This window comes from Halomarina litorea (genome assembly GCF_024227715.1).
GTDB classification, from domain to species: domain Archaea; phylum Halobacteriota; class Halobacteria; order Halobacteriales; family Haloarculaceae; genus Halomarina; species Halomarina litorea.
On record NZ_CP100448.1, the window covers coordinates 2,745,401 to 2,763,336 of the forward strand.

19 protein-coding genes and 1 tRNA gene are annotated in these 17,936 nt (G+C 67.3%); 10 read left to right on the forward strand and 10 right to left on the reverse strand.

Annotated features, from left to right (window positions below; translation table 11 throughout):
• Nucleotides 1–51 precede the first annotated feature (51 nt).
• From NKG96_RS15095 to aglF, 3 genes are all read right to left on the reverse strand, one after another.
• Nucleotides 52–930, reverse strand: a complete 879-nt coding sequence (locus tag NKG96_RS15095) for a glycosyltransferase (protein ID WP_254535981.1) — start codon at nt 928–930, stop codon at nt 52–54.
• Entirely contained in the window at nt 923–2,308 is a 1,386-nt protein-coding gene (locus NKG96_RS15100) for a sugar transferase (RefSeq protein WP_254535982.1), read from the reverse strand. Before NKG96_RS15100 ends, NKG96_RS15095 begins: the two co-directional genes overlap by 8 nt.
• A gap of 98 nt (nt 2,309–2,406) precedes the next feature.
• Nucleotides 2,407–3,213 carry a UTP--glucose-1-phosphate uridylyltransferase AglF gene (gene aglF / locus NKG96_RS15105; protein WP_254535983.1) on the reverse strand — a complete coding sequence of 269 codons (807 nt, stop codon included), beginning with the start codon at nt 3,211–3,213 and terminating at the stop codon, nt 2,407–2,409.
• A gap of 240 nt (nt 3,214–3,453) precedes the next feature.
• On the opposite strand from aglF, the gene aglM reads away from it, so the two are divergent.
• Nucleotides 3,454–4,755 carry a UDP-glucose 6-dehydrogenase AglM gene (gene aglM, locus NKG96_RS15110; protein WP_254535984.1) on the forward strand — a complete coding sequence of 434 codons (1,302 nt, stop codon included), beginning with the start codon at nt 3,454–3,456 and terminating at the stop codon, nt 4,753–4,755.
• Nucleotides 4,756–4,761: 6 nt separating this feature from the next.
• Here aglM and NKG96_RS15115 read toward each other — a convergent pair whose 3' ends face one another.
• The 6 genes from NKG96_RS15115 to NKG96_RS15140 form a co-directional block, all read right to left on the reverse strand.
• A complete protein-coding gene (locus NKG96_RS15115) occupies nt 4,762–4,953 on the reverse strand; it encodes a hypothetical protein (RefSeq protein ID WP_254535985.1) in 192 nt (63 codons plus the stop codon).
• Nucleotides 4,954–5,000: 47 nt separating this feature from the next.
• On the reverse strand, nt 5,001–7,379 hold the full coding sequence (locus NKG96_RS15120; protein ID WP_254535986.1) for an STT3 domain-containing protein: 2,379 nt from the start codon (nt 7,377–7,379) through the stop codon (nt 5,001–5,003).
• A 248-nt stretch (nt 7,380–7,627) separates the two neighbouring features.
• Entirely contained in the window at nt 7,628–8,140 is a 513-nt protein-coding gene (locus tag NKG96_RS15125; protein ID WP_254535987.1) for a PIN domain-containing protein, read from the reverse strand.
• On the reverse strand, nt 8,141–8,443 hold the full coding sequence (locus tag NKG96_RS15130) for a hypothetical protein (protein WP_254535988.1): 303 nt from the start codon (nt 8,441–8,443) through the stop codon (nt 8,141–8,143). It abuts the gene before it with no gap.
• Nucleotides 8,444–8,591: 148 nt separating this feature from the next.
• Nucleotides 8,592–9,920, reverse strand: coding sequence for an RNA-guided endonuclease TnpB family protein (locus NKG96_RS15135; protein WP_254535989.1), 1,329 nt, complete (start codon nt 9,918–9,920; stop codon nt 8,592–8,594).
• Entirely contained in the window at nt 9,895–10,056 is a 162-nt protein-coding gene (locus tag NKG96_RS15140; RefSeq protein WP_254535990.1) for a hypothetical protein, read from the reverse strand. Before NKG96_RS15140 ends, NKG96_RS15135 begins: the two co-directional genes overlap by 26 nt.
• A gap of 133 nt (nt 10,057–10,189) precedes the next feature.
• On the opposite strand from NKG96_RS15140, the gene NKG96_RS15145 reads away from it, so the two are divergent.
• The 8 genes from NKG96_RS15145 to hisD all read left to right on the forward strand — a co-directional run bounded on the left by NKG96_RS15145 (nt 10,190) and on the right by hisD (nt 17,035).
• Complete coding sequence (locus NKG96_RS15145; protein ID WP_254535992.1) at nt 10,190–10,414, forward strand: sugar phosphate isomerase/epimerase family protein; 225 nt, start codon at nt 10,190–10,192, stop codon at nt 10,412–10,414.
• A gap of 43 nt (nt 10,415–10,457) precedes the next feature.
• On the forward strand, nt 10,458–11,051 hold the full coding sequence (gene trmY / locus NKG96_RS15150) for a tRNA (pseudouridine(54)-N(1))-methyltransferase TrmY (RefSeq protein WP_254535994.1): 594 nt from the start codon (nt 10,458–10,460) through the stop codon (nt 11,049–11,051).
• A 104-nt stretch (nt 11,052–11,155) separates the two neighbouring features.
• Nucleotides 11,156–11,575, forward strand: a complete 420-nt coding sequence (locus NKG96_RS15155; RefSeq protein WP_254535997.1) for an EamA family transporter — start codon at nt 11,156–11,158, stop codon at nt 11,573–11,575.
• A 71-nt stretch (nt 11,576–11,646) separates the two neighbouring features.
• Nucleotides 11,647–11,719 (forward strand) — tRNA-Pro (locus NKG96_RS15160).
• 577 nt (nt 11,720–12,296) lie between these two features.
• Nucleotides 12,297–12,710 (forward strand): hypothetical protein, encoded by a 414-nt coding sequence (locus NKG96_RS15165; protein WP_254535999.1) that lies wholly within the window; start codon nt 12,297–12,299, stop codon nt 12,708–12,710.
• A 334-nt stretch (nt 12,711–13,044) separates the two neighbouring features.
• A complete protein-coding gene (locus NKG96_RS15170; protein ID WP_254536001.1) occupies nt 13,045–14,631 on the forward strand; it encodes a BCCT family transporter in 1,587 nt (528 codons plus the stop codon).
• An 83-nt stretch (nt 14,632–14,714) separates the two neighbouring features.
• Nucleotides 14,715–15,608: a universal stress protein gene (locus NKG96_RS15175; protein WP_254536003.1), complete on the forward strand. Its 894-nt coding sequence runs from the start codon at nt 14,715–14,717 to the stop codon at nt 15,606–15,608.
• A 113-nt stretch (nt 15,609–15,721) separates the two neighbouring features.
• Nucleotides 15,722–17,035 (forward strand): histidinol dehydrogenase, encoded by a 1,314-nt coding sequence (gene hisD / locus NKG96_RS15180; protein ID WP_254536005.1) that lies wholly within the window; start codon nt 15,722–15,724, stop codon nt 17,033–17,035.
• Nucleotides 17,036–17,044: 9 nt separating this feature from the next.
• Here the strand turns inward: hisD and NKG96_RS15185 are convergent, their stop codons facing one another.
• A complete protein-coding gene (locus NKG96_RS15185) occupies nt 17,045–17,275 on the reverse strand; it encodes a hypothetical protein (protein WP_254536007.1) in 231 nt (76 codons plus the stop codon).
• 91 nt (nt 17,276–17,366) lie between these two features.
• On the opposite strand from NKG96_RS15185, the gene NKG96_RS15190 reads away from it, so the two are divergent.
• Entirely contained in the window at nt 17,367–17,918 is a 552-nt protein-coding gene (locus tag NKG96_RS15190) for a carboxymuconolactone decarboxylase family protein (RefSeq protein ID WP_254536010.1), read from the forward strand.
• Nucleotides 17,919–17,936: the final 18 nt, after the last annotated feature.

Sequence of the window (17,936 nt, forward strand, 5' to 3'; positions counted from 1 at the left end):
TTCGAACCGTGTTCCGATTTAGCGCACACTGACAGAAGTCAAATCGGGGAATCATGTAGGTGTGGGGGTATCCCTAAAGAGCCGCTCGTAGATGTACCCGCGAACCCGTCCAGGGACGAACCGGACCGGAAGACGCAGCAGGAGATTGAGACAGAACCGGAACGGGCCGATGAATCCCCAACGGAGGAAGTCGGTCTGTCGTCTGAGTTCCTCGCGTCCGTACTCCAATCCGCTCCGTCGCTCGTAAAGCCCATCTCCGGCCCGCATCTTGAGAAGTACATCTGGGAGGTTTGCGAATTTCGCCCCATCAATGAGCATCCGGACCCAGAGATCGTAATCCTCCATCGGCTCGACTGGGCGGTAGTTCCCGGCAGCCAGTACGGCCTCGCGGCGGAACATTACCGTGGCGTGGTTCATTGGTGATCTCGAACGAGCCATCGTGGCAATCTCTTCGTGTCGTAGTGGTACCCGACGAAGAGACGTTACTTTGTCAGGGTTAGTTCCGAACTCGGCCAACTGTCCGCCGATGACATCAACAGTGGGGTTGTCAGAGAGATATTCGAGTTGTCGTTCGAACCGGTCTGAGACAGAAATATCGTCGGCGTCCATCCGGGCGACCAGATCATGCGAGCACTCTCGAACTCCGGTTCGGAGCGCGTTGCCGAGACCACGGTTTTTCGGGATCCAATCGACCCGAAATTCAGCTGGGAACTCTTCACACCATCTCTTGAGGGAGTTTTCGAGTGATCTGGTTAGGGGTCCGTCTGCGATGACGACAACCTCTGTGGGCGTCTCGGTTTGTGTGCGGAGGCTCTCGACAGCCGTATTGAAATTGCGAGCGTCGTCCCCCCGATAGACAGGCAGGACGACCGAGAACGGGAGACCACTGCCTCCGTCTGCATTTTCAGCGTCATCTATATTCCTAGCCATCGTACCATCTCCCGACGACAGCACATAGTTGCCGAACCACGATCTTCATGTCGTACCAGAACGACTGCCCCCTGATATACGCCACGTCATACCGCAACTTCTCCTCCGGACTCGTACTCGACGCGCCGTTGACCTGCGCGAGTCCGGTCAGACCGGGCTTGACGAACCAGCGCTTTCGCCACTCGCCGGTCTCGCCCTCCAGAAGGACTTCCTCGTCGGTCCAGACGGCACGCGGGCCGACGACGCTCATGTCGCCGACGAGGATGGACCAGAGCTGGGGAGCCTCGTCGAGGTGCGTGTTCCTGAGCACGCGACCGACGCGCGTGATTCGCGCACTGTCGTCGCCGGGACGTTCGTCCTCGCTGCCGGGAAGCATGCTCCGAAACTTGTACACCGTAAAGGTCTCGCCAAACTCGGCGGTCCGTTCCTGTGCATAGAGCACCGACCCACCGTCCTCCAGTTTCACCGCCAGCGTGACGACCAGAATCACGGGCAACAACACGACGAGCCCCACCAGCGCGAACGCCACGTCGAAGGCGCGTTTGGCGAGGCGGTCCTGCCAGTCCCACGGTTCGACGTCCACGTCGACGAGGTCGCCCCCCGCGACGCCCGTCGTCAGCACGCCGTCGGCGTGGTCGCGGTGGACCTTCGCCTGCACGCCCGCCCGGTCGCAGGCGTCGAGCGCGCCGAAGAACTCCTCGCGGTCGGGATGCGAGAACGCGAGGATGGCCACGTCTGCGTCGTAGTCGACGAACAGCGACCAGAGCTGTGACAGCCCGCCCAGACAGGGGACTCCCTCCAGAACCGCCGTCCCGCCGTCGGGCGACAGGGGGCGGACCCGCCGCCCGTCGAAGAGGCGCGTCGGCGGGGTGACGTACCCCACCACGTCGAGGTCCGTCGCCCGCACGATGTCCGCCATCGCCTCCGGGTCGTCGCCGACGACGATGGCGCGGTCCCCGTCGCCGCCAGGCCGCGGGCGGGCGAGGACGAACCACGCGGGCAGCCAGACGAACAGGAGCGCGACGACGAGAATCAGCGTCGTCCGGGGGAGCCGGTAGGTGTAGTCGAAGTAGCCCACCGCGGCCAGTCCGGCCCCGCCGACGAGCAGCCGACGGTGCGAGAGGGCGACGACGTCGAGGATGCGCCGCGTCTCGGGACGAAAGAGGGGGACGAAGGCGAGACAGACCACGCCGACGGACGTGAGTATCGCCAGCGCGAGGTCCCGGCCCCCGAGCGTCGTCGCCGGGAGACGGGAGAGGAGGGGCGCCGCGGTGACCAGCCGCTGTGCGGCGGGCGTGTTTCCGAGGACCACCGCGAGCGCCGTCAGGGCGGCGACGGCTCCGACGCTTGCGACGCGATACCGCCAGGTCCGCTGCATCTATTACGCCCTTCTGACGGGAAGAAATAACCGTTACGTCTACACGACGAACGAACAGTTCGCGACTGGTGGCGGTCGGCGGGTGCGGGAACGCCGGACTACTCCTCGTCGGCGTCGCCGCTCCCGTCGGTCGCCTCCGCCGACGCGGGCGGCTCTGCCCCCGTGGATTCCGATTCCGCCTCCGGGGCGTCGCGTAGCTCCTGCAGTCGGCGTTCGGCCTCCTCACGGTCCTCGGGGTAGCCGACGTCGACGCGCCAGCCGTCCATCCGGATGGCGTCGATGGTCCGGCCGGACTGGAGCAGGAGGTTGACCGCGTCGGAGAGTTCGTACTCGCCGCGGTCGCTCGGTTGCGTGAGGTGGCAGGCGTGGAAGATGGCGGGCGTGAACGTGTAGAAACCCGTCATCACCAGATTGGTCGGCGGGTCGTCGGGTTTCTCGACGACGGCGGTGATCTCACCGTAGTCGTTGGTGTCACAGACGCCGTAGCGACTCGCCTCCTCCCAGGGCACCTCCTCGACGAGAAACGCCGCGTCCGCGCGGTCCTCGCGCTGACGCCGGACCACGTCCTCCAGATTGGCCTGGAAGATGTTGTCGCCCAGGATGAGCATGAAGTCGTCGTCGATGTGTTCCTCGACGGTGAGCAGGGCGTGGGCCAGCCCCTTCGCGTTCCGCTGGTGGCTGTAGGTGATGGGCACCCCCTCGAACTCGTCGCCGTAGTGGCTGATGATGCGCTCTTTCAGGTAGCCGACGACGACGAACAGTTCGTCGGCCCCCAGTTCGACCAGTTGCTCGAAACAGTGCGTGAGGATCGGCTTGCCGTCGACCTCCACCATCGCCTTCGGCTTGTCGTCCGTCAGCGGACGGAGGCGCGTTCCCTTCCCGGCGGCGAGTACGACCGCTTGCATTACTCGTTTCATCACCCTTCCGGGTTATAGTGTCGTCGGCCTCGGGTCGGAGCGGGTCGGCCTCCCACGCGGCCGCGTCACGTTCCACGTCGGGACGCGTGAGTGCTACGTCGGGGCGCGTAAGTCCACGTCGGAACGTGTGAGTGGTCGCTCCCCACACGCGACAGCACCCCGGCGGACCGTCGCACGCGGTGCGACGAGCCGAACCGGTAAAGGGCCTCCACGGTGTCTCACCGTACGATGAACGTATCAGTCGTCGGCAGCGGCTACGTCGGCACGAGCGTCGCCGCCTGTTTCGCCGACCTCGGCCACGACGTCACGGCCATCGACATCGACCCCGACATCGTCGAGCGGATCAACGCCGGCGAGTCGCCCATCCACGAACCCGGCCTCCCCGAACTCATCGAGGAACACGCCGGGGGCCGACTGCGCGCGACGACCGAACACGAGGCGCTCCTCGATACGGACCTCACGTTCGTCGCCATGCAGACCCCGTCGCGCGAGGACGGCTCCATCGACCTCTCGGTCGTCGAGGCCGGCATGCGCGACGTCGGCGAGACGCTCGCCGAGAAGGACGACTACCACCTCGTCGTCGTCAAGTCGACGGTCATCCCCGGGATGACCGAGGAACGACTCACGCCCGTCCTCGAGGAGGCCTCCGGGAAGACCGCGGGCGAGGACTTCGGCGTCGCCGTCAACCCCGAGTTCCAGAGCCAGGGGAGTGCCGTGGAGGACTTCATGCACCCCGACAAACTCGTCTTCGGCACCGACGGCGACCAGCGCGCACTCGACCTCCTCCACGAACTGTACGCACCGCTCGTCGAGGCCAACGAGGGGGACGTGCCCGTCGTCGAGACGGGCCAGCGCGAGGGCGCGATGATCAAGTACGCGAACAACGTCTTCCTCGCAGCGAAGATCTCCACCATCAACGAACTGGGGAACATCTGCAAGGAGTTCGACGTCGACTCCTACGCCGTCGCCGACGCGATGGGCCTCGACGACCGCATCGGCGAGCAGTTCCTCAACTCGGGGGTCGGCTGGGGCGGCTCCTGTTTCCCCAAGGACACCGACGCCCTGCGCGCGGCCGCCCGCTCGAAGAACTACGACCCCGTCCTCCTCGATGCAGTCGTCGCGGTCAACGACCACCAGCCCATGCGGATGCTCGAACTCCTCGAACGCCACGTGGACGTGGCGGGCAAGCGCGTCGCCGTCCTCGGCCTCGCGTTCAAGTCCGGCACCGACGATATCCGCGGGTCGCGCGCCACGCTCGTCATCGAGGGCCTCCTCAACCGCGACGCCGAGGTGGTCGCCTACGACCCCATCGCCGCCGACAACATGCGCGAGACGTTCCCCGACATCGAGTACGCCTCGTCGGCGGCCGAGGCGCTGGAGGGCGCACACGGCGCGCTCGTCGTCACCGACTGGGACGAGTTCGCCGCCCTCGACGACGAGTTCGACGCGATGGCCGAGTCCGTCGTCGTCGACGGGAGACACATCGTCGAGGAACGCGAGGGGACGGTCTACGAAGGGTTGACCTGGTAGGTCCGGTCAGGGCGACGGCCCGCGAACCAGTACGGCGGAACATGGCACCCCCCGGACGACTCGTTCGGTGAGGGTGTCGACGGCGGGACGGCCGCCCTCCGTCACCGTCGGGAGGCCGAGACAGACCGTGTCGAACTCACGAACCGCCGCTTCTATCGCGTCGGGGTCGCCGGTAATCACCACTCTCTCGTAATCCACCGTGTCGAGTCCTGCCGCCGCCTCGACGTCGCCGATATCCTCGACCCCTACGCCCGGGTCGCCGTCCCGTTCTCGACTGCGGCTTCGCTCACCCGGACGCTCGTCGCCCCACCACCCTCGATTCGGTACTCGCCGGGGTAAGCGAGCGTCACGGCGTAGGTGCCGTTCTCGACTGTCGCCCGGCGCGTGTAGGTGAACGACTCGCCGTCGACGCTGACGTTCGTCGAGAGCGTCACCGTCTCGCCCGAGGCGGTCCCCCGCACCGTCGCGCCGGGGACGACCCGGAAGGCGGTGTACTCCCCGTCGGGGCTAACGTGGATAGCGCGGTAGTGGCCCAGTCCGGGCGTCTCGTCGCCCCTACTCCCGTAGCGGGCGAGCGCGACGCCCATCGACCCGGCGACGCCCGTCGAGGCGTCCTCGACGACGACGAACCCGACGCGCTCGGCGAACCCCCTCGTGTCGTACTTGGCCGGTCGCCCCGTGAGGAAGGGCTCGAAGGTGGTCCGCGCCCGGGAGTACGACCGGGACTCACCGCTGACGAAGTAGTTGTACATCCGGTTGCGCCCCCACTCGCTGAGCACGTAGCTCTCGGGATAGGAGAGGTTCTGCGCGGCGGCGTACTCGTCCATCGCCTCGGCCGTCTCGTACTGGCTCTGCGGGATGGTCACCTGACTGGTCTTGACGGGCACCTGCACCATCCCGAGGCCGCCGACGAGGAGGAACAGGGCGAGGAGCGCCCCCGCCTGCCGGCGGTCGGGCAGCGAGAGCGTCCGACTCCCCCCGCGTCCGCCGTCTGCGCGCGTCCCCTCGTCAAACGGGGCGGGGCGGTCCGTCACCTCCACCCAGCCCGCGAGGTGGACGAACCCGAGGCCGGCGAACACCGCGACGAAGTGGGCGAGTTCGCCCGCGAATCTGAGCTGGACGCCCGCGAGGACGAGGAACGCGAGGGTGTAGACGCCGAGCGCGAGCCAGTCAAACCGACCGCGCCATCCGCGGTACAGCCCCCACGCGGTGTACGGGAGCGCGAGGACGAGCGCGAAGCCGAACAGGAGCAGCCAGCCCATCCCGCGCCCGTCGAACAGCGACTGGACCTCGACGATGCCGTCGGTGCGAAAGAGGGTGTCCACGCCCCGCAGCAGGCCCGCCCAGAGGTCGGGGAGGGCCGACTGGACGGCGAGGACGCCTCCGACGCCCCCGACGAGGAGGACGACGCCCGCGGCGAGGGCGGGGACGCCGAGTCGGACCGACGCCTCCCCGACGGCGAGGACGGCCACGCAGCCCACGAACAGCAAGAAGGGGGCGTACGCCACCGCCGACGTGTGCCAGCCGAAGCCCGCGTGCGCGAGGTGCGCGAGGAGCGCGGCGAGACCCGTCCCGGCGACGACGGGGAGACCCGCCGGGAGGAGCGAGCGCCCCTCGTGGACGGCGACGAGGGCGATTGCGGCGACGGCGAGACCGAACGGGAGCAGCAGCAGCGGGCCGTTGTCCCACGCGAGCGCCTGTCCGGCGACGCCGACGCCGATGCCGAGCGCGGCGAGGGCGCTCGTCGCGGACGAGGCGAGGCCGTCGGAATCGAGAGGGCGTGACCGCTCGCCGAGCGCGACGACCAGCGCGTAGGCCGTCAGCGAGAGGAATACGTAGTCGAAGGCGTGGTGGTCGGCGAACCCGAGGCCCGTCCGCAGGGCGTGGGCGGGGACGACGGCCAGCAGGGCGACGGCCGCCAGCGCGACCCGTCGGTCCCCACTGACGCGCCGGGCCAGCAGGTAGACGAACAGCGCGGCGAGGAGCGCGCTCACGACGGGGTAGATGGCGAGGACGACGCCCGCCGCTTCGCGCGTCCCGCCGAGGAGCGTGCTCGCCACCCACAGCGTGGCGACCAGCAGGGGTTCGCCCTTCGTCAGCGCCTCGGGGAAGTTCGAGAGGACGGCGAAATCGAGTGCGCCGCCTGCCTGCGCCAGCGCGCGCTCGACCCAGTAGCGGTAGTAGTACGGGTCGTTGCCGGACAGGACCACCCGGTCGCGGAACACCGCCGGGAGCGAGACGAGGCGAAAGATGGCGACGAGCGCGAGTGCGCCCGCCAGCGCGAGGAGCGACCGGCGGTCAGTCCGCAAGGAGAGCGACGAGAGGGAGGCCAGTGAGTCGAACGAGGGGCGACTCGGGCGCGGCGTGCCGCCGGTCGCATCCGTCGTCCCCTCGCCGTCCAGCGCGCGTCGGGTCGCGGCGGGGTCGGCGAGGCGGTAGCCGCCGCCGCGTTTCTCGACGACGCCCCGGGAGACGAGTTCGCCGAACGCCCCCGAGTCGGCGTCGAGGTCCGCGAACGTCCACGGGCCGTCCGCGCGACGGTCGGTCTCGAGGGCGGCGCGGACCGCGGGTTCGAGGTCAGGGCGTTCGGCGAGCAGGTCGGCGACCGGCCGCGCGTCGGTCATCGTTCGGGCCTGCCGCCTCAGTGGAATAAACCCACCGCTACCCGACGCAGGGTGCGAGTCCCGCCTCGCTGGTGGCCGTCGAGTCGTGCCGAGACCTGCTCGCCGGTCTCGCGGTATCGAGCCTCCCCAGCGGTCCGTCGGTCAGGAGAAACGTCCGGTTGGTGACGAACGTCCGGCTGGTGACGGGGCGCTTGCGCTGCTACCCCGAACGATCTCCAGAACTCCACGCGGCCTCCGCAGAACCGCACTCAGGGCGCGTCGAGCAGCGAGCGTGCCCGCTGGACGTAGCTGTTCGCGTCCCAGCTCCGAGCGGCGCTGATGTCGTCGAGGAGCGTCCGCGCCTCGTCGGGCGTCAATCGGTCAGTCCGGACGAACACCGAGAGGAGCGTAGGCGTCGTCACGAGTCGTGTGTCGGCCAGCGAAGCGTGAACGAGTCCGAGGCGATTGAACTCGTCACAGAGCAGGAGCGCCGCATCGGTCTCGTTCGCGAGCGTGACGGCGGCGTTCTCCCAGTCGTCGAGCGGGAACTCGGCATCGAGGTCTACGGACCGTACCGTCAGCTCGTCAGTCCGGTCGCGGACCGCGGTCGCGGCACGACCGTGTTCGTCGTCGTAGGAGGCGACCTCCTGGAGTTCCGTGAGGACCTCGTCCGGGACGGACACGTCGTAGCTGGCCAGACAGAGCGAGAGCGGGTTCGGCTCGACCTCCGCGACGATACCGAGACTCACCAGGGCGGACGTGTCCGCGACTACCCTCGGCATCTATCGCTCTGCGACCTCGTCGACGAAGTCTTCGTCGAGTTGCCGCTTCAGCACACGCAGGTTCGCGGCCTCTTCGGCTCCAACGAGCGCTCTGAGCTGGTCGTACGTGATCTCGTCGTCGTAGTAGGCGGCGGCGATCTCCTGGGTGAGTGCGTCGTCGTGAGCGGCCTCTTGGAGGTACTCACGGAGCGCAGTCACGAGGACATCCGTTCGGTCCTCCCCGAGGACCGAGGCGAGTGCGTCGGCCCGGTCGACGAGCCGGCCGGGGGCCCGAAACTGCACGCGCTTCTTCTCGGAACTCATCATGTGTACATTGTGAGCCAACTCACTAAGCCGTTTCCGTGCGCACGACGTGGACTGGACTCGCTTCGTCGAGCGGTACGTCGGAGATTCGCCGGTGACATCCTCCCCGCCGTAAACGGCGGGGCTTCCCACACGGTGGGAATGCCAGTCAGTCGTCGTCCCCAGAACCTTCGGTTCTGGTGGGCTGCACGAGACCTCTGGTTTCGTGAACGCTGGCAGAGGGTTTCGACTCTCGAAACGCCGTGAGCGTCATCTGCGAGGGTGTCTCGCTCGTCTCACGGTGAGTCGTGGCCGTGTCACTACGGCTCCCGTCCTGTGGCGAGTCATCGCCTGCCCGTTTCCACGGCAGGCTCTCTCCCCACGGGTCTACGCGACGTGCGATGTTCGCACTCGCGTTGATGTCCGCCTGAAACATCGATACGTGGCACTCTGGATTCTTGCACTTGAACTCGGCTTGCCGGGGCCGATACCCGATGTGCTTGCATGAGTGGCACATCTGCGACGTGTACTGCGGATGAACGTACCGCACCGGAATCCCCGCATCTCGTGCTTTGTCCTCGATACGGCCCTGCAAGCGGGCGAACGCCCATGCGTGCAGGCGTCGGTTCATATACTTCCCGTAATCCAGTGACTCGCGGATGTACGCCAAGTCCTCCATCATGATGACGGGATTCTCGAACTGTTTAGCGTACTCCACAGACTCACGAGACGCTTTCTCGATGATGTCCGTGAGTCGGTTCTGGTAGTACGAGAAGCGTTCTTCGACGCGCCACTCCGAAGCGTCTCGCTCTTGGAGACGCTTGAGCGTCGTGAACATCTCTTTGCGGAGTTGCTTGGCTTCGTTCCCGTTGATTAGCAACGGTTTGGTGGGCGTGTCGTGCTGGAGGGCACAGCCCGTGACCAGCATCGACTCCCCAATATCAAAGCCGACCCGTGTCGGATTCTCTGGCATCTCGGTCGTGTCTTCGACCTCGTATTCGACGGTGACGTGGAGCGTCCACGTCTTCCGATGTTTCTGCAAGCGAAGTTCGCCCACCTTCGTACTTGACCCATCATCGAGAAGGTCGTCCCATAGTTCCTCTTGTTCGGGATTCAGTCGGAGTGGAATCCAGAAGTTGGTTCCACGACCGGGTTGGGGAACGTTCCAACAGATTTCGTACTCACGCGTGGAGTCGCGGTCGAACTTTCCGGCCCTGTTCACGAATCGGAGCGGGTGTTCGTCGTCTAACTCCTGTGCGTTGTACGTGTTGTGGAGTTTCGGGACGTAGGATTTGAGGGCGTCTTTCGCTTGGTACGGCAGGTTATACGGCGTCACCACGTCGTTCGTGGCGCTCATCGTCGTACAGTCTTGCTCGAAGGCGTCGTGAAGTGCGTCACGGTATTCAGACAGCGTTTGCTGGAGGCGTTGCTCTTTGCACTGTGTGGGTGGTGCGAGCGTGGCTTCCAGCGTCTTAGTCGCCGTCTGAGTCGTTGACATCGTAGCCTTCGGATTCGAGTCCTTTGCGGAGGAGCTCGGGGTACGCGCGGGAGTGGCGTATCCCGTGGTCGCGGGCGTAGTCCTTCACGGCTTCGTGAAGTGCCCCGCCTCGCTCCATATCGAAGTCGGCTCTCATCCGCCTAAGCGTAAGTTCTTACGTAAGCTAAAGGTAACGGCTGGCATTCGGGCCGAGCATCAGAACGTGGTTAGTGTGGGAATTGTCGGATTCCCTCCCGCCCTAAAGGGCGTGATTCCCTCCTTGTAGGAAGATGGCGAACTTCGCGGCCGCACACGGCGAGCGGATCTCCCACTTCCACCTCAACGACACCCGCCGGGCGCGCGACGAACACCTCCCGTTCGGGTCGGGAACCATCGACTTCGCCGCCATCTTCGACGCGCTGGGCGACTGGACGGGCACGCTCTCACTGGAGGTGTTCACGCTCGACTTCGAGTACGTGGCGACGAGCAAGGAGCGACTGGACGCCCTGCTCTGACGCGAGGCGACGGACGTATCTCTCGGGAAGGGGAGCGATGGATATGCGCCAGTTCATCGTCGTCGGCCACGACGTGCCCACGACCGGCGACTTCTCGCTCGACGACCTGCCCGGTGCCGGCCGCCTCGACGTCCTCTGTCGGTGCGTCAACGCGACGTTCTTCCTCTCGCACGCCATCCGCGAGGAGGCACGCTGCCTGCTCGTCCTCTCCGACGAGTTCACGGTACGGTTCGAGGGCTCGGAACTCCGGCGGCTCAACCCCGACGAGCGCTCGACGGGCGCGCTGATTCGCAACGCCCTCGACGAACGCGAGGAGGCCATCGGTCACGTCGAGGTGGAGGTATCGCCGGGCGTGTACCTCTCGCGGCGGGACTTCGCGGCCACCCTCGAACGCGCCGCCCGCGAGGGGAGCGTCGTCCAGCTCCACGAGGACGGCGACCCCGTCGTGGACGTCGAACCGCCGGAGGACCCGGTGTTCGTCGTCTCCGATCACCACGACTTCGCGGAGGGAGAGGCGGAGTTGCTCGCCGACCACGCCGACCACCGCGTCCGCCTCGGACCGGAACTCCTCCACGCCAACCACGCAATCACCGTCGCGCACAACTACCTCGACACCGACGGGTTCACGCGCTACTGAGCAGGTGGGTGTGGGGCCTCGGTCGCGCTCCTGTCGGGAGCGCACGAGGCGGGCGGTGTTGCCCCCTTCGGATAGGTTCTCCCTCGTGCCCCCGAGGCGACTGTATGCAGAGTTACCTCCTGTGGGCGCTGCTGGCGCTCGTGGGTTACTCGCTGTTCACACCGCTGGCCGAAATCGCCACCAAACAGGTCCCCAGCACCGTCGTCGCGCTGGTCGCCAACAGCATGCTCGCGCTCTCGGCGCTCGCGGTGGTCCTCCTGCGCCGAGAGAACCCGTTCGCGTACGCCGGCAGCGACGTCTTCCCGCACATGCTCGCGGCGGGCGTCTTCCTCTCCGTGGGCATCCTCGCGTACTACCGGGCGCTCTCGCAGGGACCCATCACTGTCGTCGTCCCCATCTTCGGGCTGTTCATCGTGACGAGTTCCGCTATCGGCTTTCTCTTCCTCGGCGACGAGTTCAGCGCCCGGAAGGGCGCGGGCATCCTCCTCGCCGCCGTCGCCATCTACCTGACCGTCACGGGGTGACGTGCGAGGCGGTGGGAGGGGTCGAAACGAGACGGAAGGGTTAACACTCCGCTGGTCCACCCTCCGAGTGCGGGCCGGTGGGGTAGCTTGGTATCCTTCGGCCTTCGGGTGGCCGTAACCTCAGTTCGAATCTGAGCCGGCCCACTTCTCCCGCATTCCATCCGACGAGCGTCGCGGAGCGCGCGAGTCGACCCCGGAATGCGGGTGCATGGGCGACGAGCAGATTCGCACGACGAGCGGAGCGAGGTCGCCGTGCGACCTCGGATGCGAACGGCGAAGCCGTGAGCATCAGCGAGTCAGTTCGAATCTGGGCCGACCCATTTTCACCCCACTTCGCAACGGCGAGCGGAGCGAGCGAACACGAGCGACCGAGTTCGAATCTGCGCCGTTCCCGTGAGCAGAGCGAGCGGGGAGACGTGACGAGCGAAGCGAGTCACGGTAGCCCATCTCCTGCCCGCGTTCAACGACCGCGAGCGGAGCGAGCGGTCCGAACGCGGGGAAGGTGGAGGTTCCAGAAACGTACTCCGGACCACGCTCGCGTGTTTCGCCGGTCACTCGAACCTCGCTGAGTCGAACGAGGACCACGAAGACGACGTGCTCGATCCTGCCGACCGGTGTACCGGAGCGAACTCCGACGTCTCGAAGACGAGCACGAAACCCGAGAACGGCGTTCGATACGACCCATAAAGTTATGTGTATGTCATTCCGGAAGACACCTTGGATGTCGCTTCAGCGTTCCCGGTCTGCCGTCCGCTCTACCGCGTTCCACCAGTACGTCGCCGTCCGGATGGTCGACGTCGGCTTGGCGGGCCTGAGTCCGCTTCTGGTGGCGTTCGCGCTGTCCGAGTACCACGTGGCGAAAGTCGCGACGTTCTGTGCGACGGCGACGCTCGTAACCGGTGCGTTGGTGTACCTGCCGGCGAACTTCATCGGGCAAGAGCTCTTCGACGCTGGCGGGCTGTGGTCGCTACCGTTCGTCTACGGATTCAGTCTCGCAGTAGCGTTGTGTGTGCTCACGCCGATACTGCTGTTGCCCGTCAGGACGTGGGTCGTCCTGTCCGTCGTCCTCTTGGTAGCCATCGCCGGCGGGCGGACGGAGGTGCCAACCCCCGTCGCGACTGCCGTCCGTGACTGAAGACGGGACGTGAATCCCCGGTCAGACGAACGGGTACGCTGTCCCCGGGAGGAGTACCCCACGGCGCAGTGAGTCACGGGGGTCCACTTCTCTCGCATCTCACTGCTGTGAGCACCGCGAAGCGTGCGCGAACAGAACACGGAACGCGGGCGAGTCCGAACCGTTTGCGTACGAACTGGCGCCTCTGTTGGAGACGATACAACGGGTTTTTCAGTCGCAGTCGTGAGAGGTACGATACTCCCATCGTGACCCGCCACGATACGAACGGTAGCGACGTCCATGGGCGTACAGGCGCGGTTCGACCGACTGCGACACTGCGACGGAACGATACCCGATGAGGCCGTGGTACGTCCTCGGTCTCGAGGACTCGTCGTGGCCCGAACGCGGGCTGTTCGGCGTGGCGATGGCCGTGATGCTCGCGCTGGGGGCGTTCGGGTTCCTGAACCCCTCGGGGCTGAGCAGCCTCCTCACAGGGTCGAAGACGGCCGTCCTCACGAACTTCGGGTGGTGGTTCATCCTGCTCGGGTTCGTCCTGTTGCTGGTCGTCCTCGCGTTGACGTTCTCGCGGTACGGCCGCCTCCGCATCGGCGGCCCCGACGCGGAACCGGAGTTCGACCTGTTCTCGTGGCTCTCGATGGTGTTCACCGTCGGCTTCGGCGCGTCCATCCTCATCTGGGGAGTGGCCGAACCCATCTCCATCGTCAGTAGCCCGCCGCCGAAGCCCTACCCGGTGCAGGGGGCGTCGATGGAGTCGATGGCGCTGGCGTTCATGTTCGTCCACGAGGCGTTCCCCGGCCTCGCGATGTGGTACCTCCCCGTCGCGATGGCCTTCGGCGTCATCGTCTACACGCAGGGCGTCGGCGAGTACAAGATCAGTTCGATGCTCACGGGCGTCGTCGACGAGGACCGAATCCCGGGGCTGTACTGGCTGGTCGACCTCGCGGCGGTGGTCGCCACCATCGGCGGCATCTCGACGACGCTCGGGTTCAGCGCGCAGACGATGTCCGCCATCCTCGGGCGAGTGTTCGGTCTCGACGCGACGGTGCTCACCTACGGCGTCTTCGGCCTCATCGGCGTCGTCTTCCTCGCGGACGTCTGGCTGGGACTCCGCAAGGGCATCCGGAACGCGGCGCGCGCGACGATGCTGTTCATCGCCCTCTCGATGGGGTTGCTCGTCGTGGTGGGGCCGACCATCTTCATGTTCGAACTGGGGCTGGACGCGACGGGCGTCTGGCTCAGCGACCTGTTCCGCCTGATGCTGTACACCGCCCCCACCTCCGAGGGCAACTGGGCGGCCAACTGGACCGGCTTCTGGTGGGCGTGGTGGGCGGCGTGGTCCATCTTCGTCGGCAGTTTCGTCGCCCGCGTCTCGAAGGGGCGGACACTCCGCGAGATGTTCGTCGTCCTCGTCGCGGTGCCGACGTTCCTCAGCTGGATTCAGCACCTGCTCATCGGCGGGTGGGTGCTCGCGCCGGGCTACCAGGAACCGGTCGCGGCGGCGATGGCGGCCGCCGGCAAACCCGCGGCCATCGCACAGGCGCTCCAGATCACCCCGCTGGGGACGGTGCTCGCGGTGCTGTTCGTCCTCGTCATCGCGGGCTACATCGTGACGTCGCTCGACTCCGCCGTGTTCATGATATCCGCCATCACGCTCGGCACCGAGGACCCCAACCCGCGCAACCGGGCGTGGTGGGGCGCGCTCCTCGCGTTCTTCGGGATGGTGTCGCTCGAACTGGAGAAGTTCAGCTCCATCCAGTCGCTGTCGGTGACGATGGCCCTCCCGTTCTCGCTGTTCTTGCTCGTCATCCTCTACGGGAGCTACGTCGTCGCCCGCGACCACCTCGACGACCGGGACACCTCCGGCGCCGAGAGCCGGACGCTCCTCACCAGACAGTCGGGCAGCGGGGCCGACGACGACTGACGCGGGACCCCGCTCCGCGGACGACGGGCGCTCGGTCGCGGGACGGCAAACCGTCATACGTGTGTGGTACGTATACACACACTATGATGTACGACCGCATCGTCATCCCGGTCGACGGGAGCGAGGAGGCCGAGCGAGCGGCCCGTCGGGGGCTGGAACTGGCGAGGCGGTTCGGGGCCGCCGCGGACGTCCTCTACGTCGCCGACCGTGCGGTGGTGGAACTCGGGTCGTCCGCCGACGAGACGGATCGCCTCCGGGAGGTGGGCGGGGTCGTCCTCGCGGAAGTCGAGACGTTCGCGGCGGACCTCGGCGTCCCTACCACGACGACGCTGCTGGAGGGCGACCCGACCACACAGATCTGCGAGTACGTCCGGGACCGGGACGCGTCGCTCGTCGTCCTCGGCGGTCGGCCGCTGGCGGGACTCGGCAGGCGCCTGCTCGGCGGTGTGAGCGAGCGAGTCCTCCACCGGAGCGACGTGCCCGTCCTCGTCGTCCCCAGCGGCGAGGGCGACCGTGCGGCCGACTACGAGCGCGTCCTCCTGCTGACCGACGGGAGCGAGGAGTCGCGAGCGGGCGTCCGGCACGCGGTCGCGTTCGCCGAGTGCTACGGGGCCTCGGTCGACGTCCTGAACGTCGTCGACCTGCAGGCCGCGAGCGGGGTGTTCGCCGCGGGCGGCCTCGATGAGGCGTTCGTCGAACGCCTCGAGGCGCGGGGACAGCGGTCGGCGGGGCGGTTCGCTGCCGACGTCGAGGACCTCGCGCCCAGTGTGTCCGTCGACTCCGACGTCGTCACGACGAGGTCCTTCGAGGGGGTCGCCCCCGCCATCCGCGAGTACGTCGAGGAGCGGGACGTCGACCTCGTCGTGACGAGCACGCACGGCCGGTCGAACGTGGGGCGACACCTGCGCGGGAGCGTCGCCTCCTCGCTCTTCCGGACGCTCGACGTGCCGGTGCTGGTGGTCCGGCGGGGGACCTGAGCTACTCCCGGCGGAGGTGGCGTAACCGGACACACTTGCCACATCCGAACCTGTTGAGCGAGCGTGCCCCGAGGTGACACCGCGCGTCGTACGGGGCGGCGCCGGGACACCACATGGCACACAGCCACGACGACGAGGTGGAGTACCTCAAACGGACGGGGGACGTATCGCTCGACATCGAAGCCGACGTGACCGACACGGTGGCGGACATCCTCTCGCGGGTCCGGGCGGACGGCGACGAGGCGCTCCGCGACCTCACCCGGAAGTTCGACGACGTCGACCGCGAGGCCCTGCGCGTGAGCGACGAGGAGGTCGAGGCGGCCCACGAGGCGCTCACCGACGACCAGCGCGAGGCCGTCGACGCCACCATCGCGAACGTCCGGGAGTTCCACGAGGAACAGCGAGAACACATCGAGGGCTTCGAGCGGGAGTTCAAACCGGGCGTGCGACTGGGCCAGCGCGTCGTCCCCATCGAGTCAGCGGGGGTGTACGTCCCCGGCGGGCGACACCCGCTGGTGGCCGCACCCGCGATGTCCATCGTCCCGGCGCGGGTGGCGGGCGTCGAGCGGGTGGTCGCCTGCGCGCCGCCACAGCGCGAGGGGTCGATACAGCCGGCCCAGCTGTACGCGATGGACCGCGCGGGCGCCGACGAGATATACTGCGTCGGCGGCGCGCAGGCCATCGGGGCGATGGCCTACGGGACGGAGTCGGTCCCGGCGGTCGATACGGTGGCCGGCCCGGGCAACGTGTTCGTCACCGAGGCGAAACGACAGGTGTACGGCCACGTCGGCATCGACTTCCTGGCCGGACCCACCGAGGTGCTGATACTCGCCGACGACACCGCGGACCCGGAACTCGTCGCGACGGACTTGCTCGCGCAGGCCGAACACGACCCACGCTCGCGGCCCATCCTCGTCTCGACGGACCGGGACCTCGCCGAGGCGGCGATGGCGGCGGTCGACGACCAGTTCTCGCGCATCGACACCGAGGAGGTGGCCCGCGAGTCGTGGGCGGACAACGGCGAGGTGGTCCTCGCGCCCGACGTGGAGACTGCCGTGCGCGTGGCCAACGACTACGCCATCGAGCACCTGCAGGTCATGACCGAGGACCCCCGCTCCCTGATGGACGACCTGTACAACTACGGGTCGCTGTTCCTCGGGCCGCACTCGCCGGTGGTCTTCGGCGACAAGGCCGTCGGGACGAACCACTCCCTGCCGACGCTGGAGGTGGCGCGCTACAGCGGCGGCATCTGGGTGGGGACGTACCTCAAGACGCTGACCCACCAGGAACTGACGGCGGAGGGGGCGGCGACCATCGCCCCCCACGCCGCCCGCATCTGCGAACTGGAGGGGACCCACGCCCACCAGCTATCGGCCGAGGCGCGTCTCGGGGACGGGAACGGAGACTCGGACGCGAGAGACGAGTGAGCCAGTGAGTCAGTCGGCGGCGGGAGTCGTCGCTGGCGCGCGCCCGAACGCGTCGAACTCGAAGTAGAGTAGTTCGGCGAGGATGACGACGGCGGAGATGCCGAGGACGGTGTAGATGCCGCCGCCGTTGACCTCCTCCCGAGCGCCATCGAGATGGCCCCGGTCAGTCCTAACTGGCCGTCGCTGTCTGTCATTGCCGACCGGTTCTCGAAACAGTCGGACTGTGGCTGGGCTTGCCATCGGCGAAGGATTCGTCCGAACGGGGGAGCGACCGGCGCTCTCCACCCGTGCGAGCGCCGGGAGTTTTGTCGTCGGCCCACCGGACCCCCGTATGGACGACACCGAAGGCGCACGCGTGCCGTTGCTCGACCGGACGGACCTGCCCGAAGACTACCAGTACCTCATGGAGGAGGACGTGATGGGCGACCTGAACCTGTTCCGGACGATGGGGCACGTGCCGCGGGTCATGCAGGCGTACATGCGACTGGGGACGGCGCTGTGGAACGGGGGCGACCTCTCGACGCGCGAACGCGAACTCGCCATCCTCGCGGTGGCCCGCGCCCAGCGCTCGCGCTACGAGTGGCACCAGCACGTCGACATCGGCCGCGAGGCGGGCGTCACCACCGAGGAACTGCGCCGCATCGCCCACGCCGACGAGACGGGGTTCCCCGAGCGCGAACAGGCCGTCATGCGCTACGCGGAGGCCGTCGCCGCGGGCACCGTCACGGGACCGCTGTTCGAGGCCGCCCGCGAGGTGACCGACACGGAGACCGTCGTGGCGCTGACGCTCCTCGCGGGCCACTACCTGCTGACGGCACGGTTCCTCGACGCGCTCTCGGTGCCCGTCGACGACCCGTTCGTCGGGTGGGACCCGGAGGCCTGAGTCGACCAGAATCGGAGA

Bases quoted from the DNA above. Each gene is read 5' to 3' on its own strand.
- NKG96_RS15170 (WP_254536001.1), top strand. From the start codon at position 13,045: ATGAGGCCGTGGTACGTCCTCGGTCTCGAGGACTCGTCGTGGCCCGAA.
- NKG96_RS15190 (WP_254536010.1), top strand. From the start codon at position 17,367: ATGGACGACACCGAAGGCGCACGCGTGCCGTTGCTCGACCGGACGGAC.
- aglM (WP_254535984.1), top strand. From the start codon at position 3,454: ATGAACGTATCAGTCGTCGGCAGCGGCTACGTCGGCACGAGCGTCGCC.
- NKG96_RS15145 (WP_254535992.1), top strand. From the start codon at position 10,190: ATGGCGAACTTCGCGGCCGCACACGGCGAGCGGATCTCCCACTTCCAC.
- NKG96_RS15185 (WP_254536007.1), bottom strand. From the start codon at position 17,275: ATGGCAAGCCCAGCCACAGTCCGACTGTTTCGAGAACCGGTCGGCAAT.
- NKG96_RS15095 (WP_254535981.1), bottom strand. From the start codon at position 930: ATGGCTAGGAATATAGATGACGCTGAAAATGCAGACGGAGGCAGTGGT.
- trmY (WP_254535994.1), top strand. From the start codon at position 10,458: ATGCGCCAGTTCATCGTCGTCGGCCACGACGTGCCCACGACCGGCGAC.
- NKG96_RS15135 (WP_254535989.1), bottom strand. From the start codon at position 9,920: ATGTCAACGACTCAGACGGCGACTAAGACGCTGGAAGCCACGCTCGCA.
- NKG96_RS15165 (WP_254535999.1), top strand. From the start codon at position 12,297: ATGTCGCTTCAGCGTTCCCGGTCTGCCGTCCGCTCTACCGCGTTCCAC.
- aglF (WP_254535983.1), bottom strand. From the start codon at position 3,213: ATGCAAGCGGTCGTACTCGCCGCCGGGAAGGGAACGCGCCTCCGTCCG.
- NKG96_RS15175 (WP_254536003.1), top strand. From the start codon at position 14,715: ATGATGTACGACCGCATCGTCATCCCGGTCGACGGGAGCGAGGAGGCC.
- NKG96_RS15100 (WP_254535982.1), bottom strand. From the start codon at position 2,308: ATGCAGCGGACCTGGCGGTATCGCGTCGCAAGCGTCGGAGCCGTCGCC.
- NKG96_RS15155 (WP_254535997.1), top strand. From the start codon at position 11,156: ATGCAGAGTTACCTCCTGTGGGCGCTGCTGGCGCTCGTGGGTTACTCG.
- NKG96_RS15120 (WP_254535986.1), bottom strand. From the start codon at position 7,379: ATGACCGACGCGCGGCCGGTCGCCGACCTGCTCGCCGAACGCCCTGAC.
- NKG96_RS15130 (WP_254535988.1), bottom strand. From the start codon at position 8,443: ATGAGTTCCGAGAAGAAGCGCGTGCAGTTTCGGGCCCCCGGCCGGCTC.
- NKG96_RS15125 (WP_254535987.1), bottom strand. From the start codon at position 8,140: ATGCCGAGGGTAGTCGCGGACACGTCCGCCCTGGTGAGTCTCGGTATC.
- hisD (WP_254536005.1), top strand. From the start codon at position 15,722: ATGGCACACAGCCACGACGACGAGGTGGAGTACCTCAAACGGACGGGG.
- NKG96_RS15140 (WP_254535990.1), bottom strand. From the start codon at position 10,056: ATGAGAGCCGACTTCGATATGGAGCGAGGCGGGGCACTTCACGAAGCC.